This is a genomic window from Pseudomonas asplenii (genome assembly GCF_001293465.1).
Taxonomy (GTDB): Bacteria; Pseudomonadota; Gammaproteobacteria; order Pseudomonadales; family Pseudomonadaceae; genus Aquipseudomonas; species Aquipseudomonas fuscovaginae_B.
In genome coordinates this window covers 44,364-54,168 of sequence record NZ_JSYZ01000034.1, presented here as the reverse complement: position 1 = coordinate 54,168, position 9,805 = coordinate 44,364, and the positions used below count along the sequence as shown (strand labels likewise).

The window sequence follows — 9,805 nt, the reverse complement described above, 5'->3', positions numbered from 1 at the left end:
GACCAGGGCGGTATCGGCCGCTGGCCAGGTCGTCGTGTAGCTCCGTCAGGTTCTTCTCGAGGTCCATTTCGAAAGCCAGCGCACTGGTGCTGTTGCGCTTCGAGCGCCGGCAATCGTAGTAGGCCTGGACGAGGTCGCTGAACGGGTAGGGACCAACAGTCGAATCTGCGGACGGGGCGGACACGGAACTCGTTGTACTTGTCGTTGTTGTTCTGATTGCCATCTTCGAAATTCAGATTGAATGCGTTGTTGGCGGAGCGCTGCGACCGGTCGTGCTATCTACGTCGCCCCGACGATTTCTCATCGGGGAAACTGTGCCGGACCTGCTCGGACGCTTTAGACCGTCGGTATCCGTGTGTGCACATGGCGGTGGCCCGAAGGCCAGCGGCACGACCAGATTCAATTCGCACAGACCTGAAGCCTTGGCCGTCAGGTAGCGGGCGCGGTTGGGGTGGAGCGTTTCCAGGCGGATGCCTGTTTTCCGATTGAAGTTGTTACCTCAATGGCAGTTGCGTGCTGTCCAACGCTGATGAATCGACTGTCTTTGAACAGCCTCATCAAGAACTCGACTACCTGGACCTTCTCGACCAGCAAGGTCAGGTGAGGACGCTTATCGGGTGTTGCGTTTGCTCGGGCAATAAGCATCAGCACATCAATGCACTCATCAATGACGCGCTTTCCGAGGGACTGCTTGAGATCGCGAGGAATGTTTCGGGTCAGGTTCGTGGCCATCTGGAGCAATCCAAGTGATGACCTGTAGATCTGCAAATCCGTGTGCATTGCCATAAGGCGTGCTCTCCAAGAGCAACCGGCCGCTAGCGGCCGGATTGAATAAATGAATCAATCAATAAGCTGACTGCGGACGGGGCGGACACGGAACTCGAAGTACTTGCTGAGGCTGGGCTGAATGCCACCTCCGAAACCCAGACTGAACGCGCCGTTGGCGGAGCGCTGCGAAGATGACCAGTACCAGGTGTCCTTGAACGCCTCCGGCCCACCTTCGCGGAAGGCTTCATGCGCAGTCTGAGCTGGGTCTTCCTCGCTGTACAGCTTGCCTACAGGTTCGCTGTTTGGGTTGTCGCCGTCGCGCCGGCATGCCCAGTTTTCCTGGGTCGTCGGTTTGAAGTGGCGATACTGAAGTTCTTGCACGTCACGTGCTGGGATGGCCCAGTCGGTGAATCCGCCGATATCCAGCGCCAGGACCTTCTGCGCCAGTTCGCTGCCGGCTGCGGCCATCGATTCGGTGTTGGAGCGGCTGTTGGTGAGGCTGTCAGCGCCTTCGATTTTCACGCCATATTCTCCCCATTCTCCCTCCAGTTCATGGGCGGCGCCGGCGGTGATGTTCAGGTAGCGCTTTCCGGTGTCCGGGTCGCGGGTGATGCCCGTCACGAAACCGCCTCCATAGGCCTGGCCGATGGTCGGAAGGGTTGTTACCGGTACTGCTTTTTCAACTGCACTCATGTGGTGCTCCTTTCTGTAGGCAACAAAAAAGGCGCTGATGCGCCATGGTTCGAATGAATGAAGGATCAAATAAAGAATCTGCGGACGGGGCGGACACGGAACTCGAGGTACTTGCCGCTGATGCCCTGACTGCCACCTCCGAAACCCAGAAGGAACGCGAGGTAGGCGGAGCGCTGCGAACTCGACCAGTAGTAGCAGTCCTGTGCGAAGATCTGCGGGCAGTTCACCCAGCCCTGGTACAGTTCGGCCGCGGCTGGCAGATAGAAGTCGTTGTGTCCGCCTGCGCCGTAGCCTGAGGCCGCACTGGCGGCCGGATGACCGCCTTCGGATAGCAGGAAAGCCGAGTTCGACATGCCATCGGTCTTGCTGGTTGCCTTCGATTCTTCGCCTCGACGTCCGTACTCGTGATCGCCGACGTCGTCTTTTGCGAAGATCAGGTAGTGCGCTGGCACGTCGCCGCGAGCCGGGACGAAACCGCCGTTGAGTCCGCCTTGCTCGGGCCAGTACGAGCCAGTTTCCGGGATATCCGATGCAAAGCCATTGGCCGCAACCTGGGCGGATGGGGCGATGTGACTGACGACGCTCGCCAGTACCAGGCCGGCTACCGTTGACGCTGGCATCTTGATTGTTGCTTCGCCGACTTTCAGAGTGACCATTTCAGGTTTCATGCTGTTTCCTCATGGGAGATGCGCAGCGCTTCGCGCCGGCAGAAGTTTTCGAGTTTCAGCGCCACGGAATTCGATACGGTGATTTCGTGGCGCGGCGGAGTGAGAAAGGGAATGGCGCCGGCTGGGCCAAGGCTGTGCAGGTGATGAATCATGAGGGTCATTGCTTAACCCTGTTCTGCCATGCCGGCCCAGGCCATCAAGTCCGAGAGGGCCTGTTTAGTCCCAGGTAGAGCTTTCAAACGCAGGTCTTCTTCCTGTCTCTCTGCCGACTTGTTGCGACGCCGCCGATCGCGCTCGGCCTGATCCATTGCCATAGTTTCCCTCCAGGCCGCTGGGTGGCAGATCAACCCAGGACTGCCGTTTGCGTTGCTGCACGCGCGCTGCTCGGCGCATCAGCGGGTCACCACCGGATAGTCGATGTTGTGGTCAGCGATGATTCGCCGGATCAGTGTCGAGCTGATCTCGAGTTCCTTGCATGCTTGGTAGCGAGTGATGCCACGAGCCATGCAGTCCTTGATCTTCTCGATCAGTTCGGCGTCTTCCTTGGGCTTTCGCTTATTGGGTGCGTAGGCTTTCTTCGGGCCGGCAAGAAACTGGATGCCGTATCGCTTGGCGATCCCGCGCAAGACCCCCAGCGAAAGACCCTCACGCTCACATATCTCTTCACGGTTGAGCGTTTTTGCCAGCTCGCTAATCCTTCGTGCCTGAGCATCGGATTCAGATTTGGCCGATGAACTTTGGAAGTTTGGCGTCTGGATGCGCTCGATGACCGACACGCCTTTCGATGCCGTGATTTGACGAACATCGATCTGGCCGCCACCCGCGAGGAACTCCTCTACGGCAGATGCAAGCGATGCGCGAAGGGTTTCGTTCTGCTGGATCAAGCTGAGTTCGTTGCTGATCATGGTGGACTCACTTTATCCTGACCGAGGATTTTCCCCGCTCCAAGCGGGCACCTTTAACTTCTTTGCCTGCCTTGATGCGTTCCGCAATGGCCTTCTTGTCTGGGGATTCGACTACCTTTGTCGAAACCAGCTCGTCTGGTAGCTGTTTCGGATCTTCGACAATTACAGATTCGCGGCCCTTAACTAGAGTGATGGTGAAGAGTGGGCAGGAAATTTTCGTGATCTCCGCGGCTTCCATGTTCTCGCGGAGGTATTCGACGATTTCGCTCTTGCGGTTCGACAGGATGCGCTTACGCTCCTCCAGTCGTTCAATTTCGGCGCTCACGGCGTCAATATTGCCGTCCATGTTCAATATGACCCGGCTTACCGCCAGGGCCTTATCGTTGAATTCCGCCTCAATGGCGCCCATGGTGTCGCGCACCGCGATTGCCATGTCTTCGTCGGCACCTTCCATCAGCGCCGTCAGATCTTTGAACTGTCCGGTCAACTCATACAGGCTGCTCATGCTGCTACCTCTATGGATTGCTGAGCGCTTTCGAGATGCGCTTTGCGCTCTTCAAAGGCCGACGCGATCCGGCGTAAGAAGCCAGTCTCGTTTCGCGCATTAGCACTTTTCACAAAGCGTGTGTTGAGCGTCTTGAGTTCATGCAAGGTCACGGCGCCGGCCATCGTCTCAAGGGAAGACTTGAGCCATTCCAGGCGCTCTTGCTTGTGAAGCTCTTCCGCAGCGGCCTGGTCCTCTGCGACCTCGATAGCCGTTTCCTCCTGGCGCTGCTGGAAGTAGTCATTGTCATCGAACATCCCCAAGAAGACGTCGGCATTGAAACCAAGCATCGACAGCGCTTTCTTGATCGCATCTGTCAGCGACTTCTTCGGTGCCTCGCCGTCAGTTGTCATGCCGTACTTTGTCTTGTACTGGTACCGCGTGCAGCCGTACTGCTCGATTTCGCCGCGCTGATCGCCACGCATGAACCAGAGAACGATCTTCACGGTGTGCCCGATCTCGCGCCCGATACAGCTACGCTTTTCGCCTTCACCGATGAAGATTTCGTGGCCTTCATCAAATCGTTCTTCAACAACCCGCCAGCCCCAGCCAATCCCGACAGGACCAAACACCTCGGTCGCCTTCATGACGACCGCTGTTCCGTTCAGGCTGGTGATCTTCTGGCCGTTTACCTCGGCAGCTTTGGTGTACCTGGTGTCTGTCTTGGCGACTTGATCCCAGATCTGCATGTTCGTAGACATGAGGATTCCTTGCCGCGTCTAGCGCAGCGATAGAAAGGGTTGGTTACTGGGTGACGCGATCAGCGAGAGCGCTGAGCAGCATCAGGAATGTGAAGAGGGCGATGGCGGGGAAAGAACCGCGCCAGATTAGAAGGCGCCGGCGGCGCTGAGCCTGAGTCATTTCTGCGCCTGAACAGATGGAAATTGCCGAGGCTCGCCGTTTTCTCGGAACAGGCTGTACTGCGTCAGCGCAACCACAAGCCCCCAGGCAATGACCCACCAGAAGACTTTCATTGCGATCTCCGGTATGCAGTGGGCATGAAGACGAAGTGGTCTGGGATGTCTCTGATCACGCACCAATTCCCGCTGACGAGACGATCCATCAGTTCAGCGAACGTGTAGTGGCGAGTTTTCACAGTGATCTTTCTCATGCCTTCACCTCGTATGCGACGGTCCACTCACCGCACAGGCATGCCCGGCGACTCCATGCGTGGACGTTTTCGATGCCGGCGTCGTAAGCAAGCGACAGTGCGCCAAGCCAAGATTTGTGGGTGAACGCCAGGATCATGCTGTTCATGCGCCATCCTTGAGCGTCATCAGGCGCTCGCCCAGGAGCTGCAGGGTGCGAATGCGGCCCTTGTGCACGCAGACGATTTCGGCCGTCTCGCGCACCGAAACCCCTTCGCTGCGCAGCTTGGCAACGCGCTTTGCCAGGGCCTCTGCGCGTTTGTCTGCTCCAGATCCGCTCATGCCGCCTCCTTGCGCCACTGGGCAATCATCAGGCGCTTGCAGTAGTGATTGAACTCGTCGGCGGTTATCGCACCGTCGGTGAACAGCTTGGTGATCAGGCGCTGTACCGTAATGTCGCAGTCCGTCTTGCTGGACGGATCAGAGAAGCCCTCAAGGGCTTCGTCGATGAGAATGTGAGGGCTCATAGATCACCGTCGACGTCGTCTTCCTGGGCTTCGCGCTCGGCAGCAACTGCGTCGGCTGCGTAAGGCCTGAGAAGATCCCTAGCGATTCGCTCAGCGGCTTCGATGGGGTGCTGCTGACCGATCAGGTCCGCTGCATGGGTGCGGCACTCGCTTTGACTGCCGACGATCGAAGACAGGAAAAGACGTGCGAGCGAGTCACGCTCGTCCAGGCCGTCTTCCTGCCGCTTGTTCAAATGACCTTGAAGGTAGGTGCAGTACTGATCTGCGGTCACCTTCTTGATCTGGCCGTAGCGGCGCTTCCAAGTGACATCGTTACCGCACACCAGCTGTTCAGCCGCATGCTCAAGCCACTCAGCCTCCGCTGAGTCATCGTTGACCGGCGGTGGCAACTGCGCGTCGTACATCGCTTGGCAAATCTTCAGTGCTGCGTTCATGTTGACCTCCAAGATTGCTGGTCACCTGTATTCGTCAACGCTCACTCACGGCTGTCTGCCGGTGGGCGCCGGGGAGCGCTGACGAATAGAGGCGAAAAAGAAAGCCCCGCTGGACGTCGGGGCTTTCACCGTGTGTAACCAATGCATGTCGTTACAGATTTTGGGCGGGGCCTTCAGCGCCAGAACACCGGGACCCCGATTCGCAATCGAGGTTTTTCGCGGACTCTGGTCGGCCGATCGGCTGGCAAGCGCTCTTCAGTTGGCGGTTCTGGCCGCACATGACTGAGCGCTGCGCCGATCAGGATTAAGATGAGCATGATTTTCTCCGATCTTGTGACTGATGCGGATTGCATCGACCGGGAACTCCCAGTCCTTCTGCTTTCTGCATCGGGGTGTGATCTGGCCGGCGCTGATCTCCGGCTTAGTCTGTTAATCCGGATGTCGTTCCGGAACCGATATGTCCACCGCCTCACTACGGCGCAGGGGTTTCACCTGCATTCGGGCGCATCAGCCTGCGCATTCAGATCACACTCCGATTCAGCCTGCGCTTCGGCACGCAGGTGACCGGGCCGGTCTTTCCCGGCTGTCAGGGAAATCGAATTAAAGGAATGAATTACTGAATGAGTAATCTGCGGACGGGGCGGACACGGAACTCGTCGTACTTGCCGTGGTTGAGCTGAAAGCCACCTCCGAAACCCAGAATGAATGCGTTGATGGCGGAGCGCTGCGAAGATGACCAGACCCACCCAAAGTCGTTGCTCCCCAGGTTCAGCCATGCTTCGTACAGCTCGGCGGCGGCCGGCAGATAGAAGTCGGCATGACCATCGGCTTTGTGCTCGTACGCGGCTACGGCGGCAGGGTAATTGGCATCGGATTCGACCATGGCCTGGGTGTTCGCCAGGCCGTCGATCATGCTCTTGGCCGGCGAATCCTCGCCGTAAGGGCCCCATTCGAAGCGGCCCAGCTCGTCACCAATGATCAGGTGATATGCCTGGGCGCCGTTGCGCGCAGGAACGATGCCGGCGTAGATGCCGCCCTGGCCCTGCCAGATTTCGCCGATTGCTGGGGGAGTCAGTTTCTGTTGTTCGGTCATTGCAGTGTTCCTATGTCGGGTTGATTTCCCGATTGGCCCTCAACCTCGAAGGCCAAGCAGTGAAATCTGTTCTCCTCCCCATGCGCGGCGCCGGAGTCCTCTCTCTGGCCGGGTCACACATTTCGTGGACGGTGTTCTTCCCGACTGGCTTGCATGGTTTGGCGTACCTCAATGAGTGAGGTCCGGCAGGTTCCAGAGCCTGCATGGGGATCGAAATTTGTGTTTCGCGCTGTACCTGGTTCCAGGGATCGATCCGCGAAGATTTCAGGTTTTTAAAGAGCGGTGGCCTTGAGGGCCTGGCGAGGGGCTGTGTAGCGCCTCGTTGAATCAAAATATAGGGTAGCCTTTATTTGGAGTCAACAGGTTTGCCTTTATTTTTTTAAAGGCACCTATGCGATGGCGAATTGAGGGAAGGGAAATCGGCTCAGGAGGGGCGGCGCAGGTCTGCGCCTGCAATGATGGGCGTCAGGCTCTGGGAAGGATGGGGAGGGCGGAAACAAAAAGCCCGGCGCTGGGCCGGGCTATGGATTCCTATCAATCAGCTTGTGGGTTCCGACGTTTCGCATGATTGCTTTGTCAGACGACATTTCAAAACTGATTTTGTGGGAGTTGTTCCCTGTAAAGTGAATCGTATAGATATCTGGACGCTTGTAGCCCTTGAGCTTCTCCAGCTTGAGATATCCAGGCTGAGGGTGCTTCAGCAAGTCCTTCAGGGCCTGCTTGGCCTGAGCCTTTATGCCTTCAGGGAGCTTTCCCAAGGCCTTCTTGAACCTATCGCTTGAAACGTCCAATGCTCTGATTATTAGATTCACAGGTTGCTGAACAGATCATCAATGTCTTCGTCAGTGGTCAGCAATTTTGATTCTTGGCGACCTTCCATGTCTGCGTTGTGCTCCAGGATATTCCAGCGGAGCTGCTCTATCGCGGCGTTATAGCTCAAAATAGAATTGATGGCTTGCGCATAAGCATCATCTACACCGTCCTCGGAACGCAGTTCAGGAGCTTTCCTAGCGGCGACCAGGCGTTGCTCAAGGTCTGAGTGGATTTTTGCCAAAATCTCTTGAGCCTGCTCAAGGGATGGAATGATCTCTTCTTCTTTAAAGAAGCAATTTTTTGCGCTCAAGACTGTCGCGTTCAGGCTTTGAATTGCCTCGTGGAAAGCGTCCATTTGTCGGCGCATGAGGACCAGTGCTTCGATAGTCCCGTCGATTTGGCGCAGCAGATCAAGCGATCTAACGGCTTCGCCTCTCAGGTAGTCACTCATCCGCTCCATGCGGTCATTCTGAGTGATGATGTGCATCAGCTTTTCCTCCCTCCTTAGGACCTTGCCGCCTCGGAATTAAGTGCGGCTCGCGATTATGGTCTGCACCATATGGTTGTCAAATGAATTCTCGCGCCACGAAATCCGAAATTACAAAACGTGGCGCGCAACGTCACTATAGATCAGACGAACCCAGATCGCGCAGGTTCAGTCATGCTATCGGTCAATAGCACGGATTGCTGAAATCAATTTCAGAAAAATAGTCGGAAACGCAGGCTAATCAGAGCAGAACCGAGTACCAGAACACCTTGCCCAGCACGCTGATCGACTTCTCGGCCAGGTCATCGGCGGTGTATTCCTCGTCTGGGTGCTCATCCTGGTTGAAGCTGCGAAAACGCAGTCCCCCGCCAGGGATGCGGTAGAGCGTCTTCACTCGCAACTCGCCGCCGTGGTCGATCGCATACATCTTGCCGTCCTTCACCGCGGTGCACGATCGATCAACGCCGACGGTGCTTCCGTCAGGAAGGACCGGCTCCATCGAGTTGCCATGGACTGTGACGCATACGGCCTGGTCGGCCTGAACGCCCTGGTTGCGCAATGTCTGCTTGCCGAACCTCAGCTTCCTACTGCTTGACTCCTGGATCACCGTCCGGCCCGAGCCGGCCGACAACTCGACTTCCTTCAAGAACGGCACATAGACCTCATCGTCATCCAGCGGTGTGTCGTCGTCCCAGACTGAGATCGGGCCCAGCATCGTTGCATTGCTTGCTGGTCGAGTGGGTTCAGGCGCTCCAGTCCCTTCGGAGAGCCAAACGGGGTCAACGCCGCAAACCTGGGCCAGCTGGACCAGGTACCCGCTTGTCCGTGTAAGCCCGCGCTCGATCTCAGAAACCGAGGCCTGTTTGATGCCGACACGGTCTGCAAGCTCGGCCTGAGTAAGGCCGGCGTCTTTTCTTGCCTTCTTGAGGCGATCTTTGAGTTCCATGGTCGCCAATTTAAAGGTCAGCCTTTGTTGTTGCAAAAAGGTGTTCCTTTCAACTAGCATAAAGGCATCCCTTTATATGGGCGGATAATCATGAACAAACACTTTGACGCGCTGGTGAAGCATTTCGGCTCACAGCAGGCCACCGCAGAAGCCCTTGGCGTAAAGCAGGGGACCGTAAGCGGCTGGGTTCGCGGCCTTCATGGCTGCACTGCGGAGATCGCAATCAAGGCAGAGATCGCCACCAAAGGCGCGATCAAGGCCCGCGATCTGCGCCCAAGCATCCCTCAACAAGCTGCCTAATCCACTTTTACAGCCACAAAGGAAACCTTGCATGTACATGGACCCAAGCCAAAAGCGCGCCATCCCAGTGAAGGTGCGATTCGAGCCTGTTCTCGACCGAATCCTGCGTAAGGCAGCGAGCAAGACCCGCATGCAGCATGCGACCTACCTCTACGAAATCATCGAGTGGGCAGTGGCGAATGGCGTTATCGAGGAGCTGATGCAGGACAAGCAGGAAGATATCGCGGGCTGAAGCCCCTTTGGAGGGCCGAATGCAGTTTGAAATCGAGAAGTTGTCGCCCGAAGCCAGGCGACAGGTTGAGGCCCTGATGAGGGCCAACGGAATGACGCTCAGCCAGGGCGTGAACCTGATCACGGAAGCATCGATTGCCGAAGGTGCTTTGTCGGCAGTAGGCCGGAAGAAGGCCCAGGTCCTTCAGTTGGTTACCCCAATGAGGGCCTCAGGCAGGGACTCTTAAGGGACACCCAGAGGGACTCTGCCGAATTACAGGCACAAAAAAGCCGACGGACGAGGTCGGCGATTTCGTTACAGCAACATG

General features: G+C 57.0%; 18 protein-coding genes and 1 pseudogene. 3 read left to right on the top strand and 16 right to left on the bottom strand.

Annotated elements, in window-relative coordinates; genetic code table 11:
- The 16 genes and pseudogenes from PF66_RS33325 to PF66_RS30485 all read right to left on the bottom strand — a co-directional run.
- A pseudogene (locus PF66_RS33325) lies at positions 1-184 on the bottom strand (reverse transcriptase); the annotation flags it as partial.
- Between the two features lie 245 nt (positions 185-429).
- Positions 430-786: a four helix bundle protein gene (locus tag PF66_RS30545; protein ID WP_054064757.1), complete on the bottom strand. Its 357-nt coding sequence runs from the start codon at positions 784-786 to the stop codon at positions 430-432.
- Between the two features lie 54 nt (positions 787-840).
- Entirely contained in the window at positions 841-1,461 is a 621-nt protein-coding gene (locus PF66_RS30540; RefSeq protein WP_054064756.1) for a DUF1566 domain-containing protein, read from the bottom strand.
- Between the two features lie 65 nt (positions 1,462-1,526).
- Positions 1,527-2,129, bottom strand: coding sequence for a DUF1566 domain-containing protein (locus PF66_RS30535; RefSeq protein WP_054064755.1), 603 nt, complete (start codon positions 2,127-2,129; stop codon positions 1,527-1,529).
- The gene (locus PF66_RS34120) at positions 2,126-2,290 is read right to left on the bottom strand and encodes a hypothetical protein (RefSeq protein ID WP_425357927.1); all 165 of its coding nucleotides are present in this window, start codon (positions 2,288-2,290) and stop codon (positions 2,126-2,128) included. The genes PF66_RS30535 and PF66_RS34120 overlap by 4 nt, the downstream gene beginning before the upstream one ends.
- A 231-nt stretch (positions 2,291-2,521) precedes the next feature.
- On the bottom strand, positions 2,522-3,034 hold the full coding sequence (locus tag PF66_RS30525) for a hypothetical protein (protein ID WP_054064754.1): 513 nt from the start codon (positions 3,032-3,034) through the stop codon (positions 2,522-2,524).
- A gap of 7 nt (positions 3,035-3,041) precedes the next feature.
- On the bottom strand, positions 3,042-3,539 hold the full coding sequence (locus PF66_RS30520) for a siphovirus Gp157 family protein (RefSeq protein ID WP_054064753.1): 498 nt from the start codon (positions 3,537-3,539) through the stop codon (positions 3,042-3,044).
- The gene (locus PF66_RS30515; RefSeq protein ID WP_054064752.1) at positions 3,536-4,279 is read right to left on the bottom strand and encodes a Rad52/Rad22 family DNA repair protein; all 744 of its coding nucleotides are present in this window, start codon (positions 4,277-4,279) and stop codon (positions 3,536-3,538) included. Before PF66_RS30515 ends, PF66_RS30520 begins: the two co-directional genes overlap by 4 nt.
- Before the next feature lie 406 nt (positions 4,280-4,685).
- A complete protein-coding gene (locus PF66_RS33255) occupies positions 4,686-4,835 on the bottom strand; it encodes a hypothetical protein (protein WP_193394244.1) in 150 nt (49 codons plus the stop codon).
- Positions 4,832-5,008 carry a hypothetical protein gene (locus PF66_RS33090; RefSeq protein ID WP_160320677.1) on the bottom strand — a complete coding sequence of 59 codons (177 nt, stop codon included), beginning with the start codon at positions 5,006-5,008 and terminating at the stop codon, positions 4,832-4,834. Before PF66_RS33090 ends, PF66_RS33255 begins: the two co-directional genes overlap by 4 nt.
- Entirely contained in the window at positions 5,005-5,193 is a 189-nt protein-coding gene (locus tag PF66_RS30510; RefSeq protein ID WP_054064751.1) for a hypothetical protein, read from the bottom strand. The genes PF66_RS33090 and PF66_RS30510 overlap by 4 nt, the downstream gene beginning before the upstream one ends.
- On the bottom strand, positions 5,190-5,627 hold the full coding sequence (locus PF66_RS30505; protein WP_054064750.1) for a hypothetical protein: 438 nt from the start codon (positions 5,625-5,627) through the stop codon (positions 5,190-5,192). The genes PF66_RS30510 and PF66_RS30505 overlap by 4 nt, the downstream gene beginning before the upstream one ends.
- Before the next feature lie 613 nt (positions 5,628-6,240).
- The gene (locus tag PF66_RS30500) at positions 6,241-6,720 is read right to left on the bottom strand and encodes a hypothetical protein (protein ID WP_054064749.1); all 480 of its coding nucleotides are present in this window, start codon (positions 6,718-6,720) and stop codon (positions 6,241-6,243) included.
- A gap of 521 nt (positions 6,721-7,241) precedes the next feature.
- Positions 7,242-7,478 (bottom strand): hypothetical protein, encoded by a 237-nt coding sequence (locus tag PF66_RS33085; protein WP_160320676.1) that lies wholly within the window; start codon positions 7,476-7,478, stop codon positions 7,242-7,244.
- Between the two features lie 50 nt (positions 7,479-7,528).
- Entirely contained in the window at positions 7,529-8,020 is a 492-nt protein-coding gene (locus PF66_RS30490) for a hypothetical protein (RefSeq protein WP_054064747.1), read from the bottom strand.
- A gap of 241 nt (positions 8,021-8,261) precedes the next feature.
- Entirely contained in the window at positions 8,262-8,966 is a 705-nt protein-coding gene (locus PF66_RS30485) for an XRE family transcriptional regulator (RefSeq protein WP_054064762.1), read from the bottom strand.
- A gap of 90 nt (positions 8,967-9,056) precedes the next feature.
- On the opposite strand from PF66_RS30485, the gene PF66_RS30480 reads away from it, so the two are divergent.
- From PF66_RS30480 to PF66_RS30470, 3 genes are read left to right on the top strand one after another with little or no spacing between them, the layout of a single operon-like run.
- Positions 9,057-9,266, top strand: a complete 210-nt coding sequence (locus tag PF66_RS30480) for a transcriptional regulator (RefSeq protein ID WP_054064746.1) — start codon at positions 9,057-9,059, stop codon at positions 9,264-9,266.
- Positions 9,267-9,297: 31 nt separating this feature from the next.
- Positions 9,298-9,498, top strand: a complete 201-nt coding sequence (locus tag PF66_RS30475) for a hypothetical protein (protein ID WP_054064745.1) — start codon at positions 9,298-9,300, stop codon at positions 9,496-9,498.
- A gap of 19 nt (positions 9,499-9,517) precedes the next feature.
- Positions 9,518-9,724, top strand: a complete 207-nt coding sequence (locus PF66_RS30470; protein WP_054064744.1) for a hypothetical protein — start codon at positions 9,518-9,520, stop codon at positions 9,722-9,724.
- Positions 9,725-9,805 lie beyond the last annotated feature (81 nt).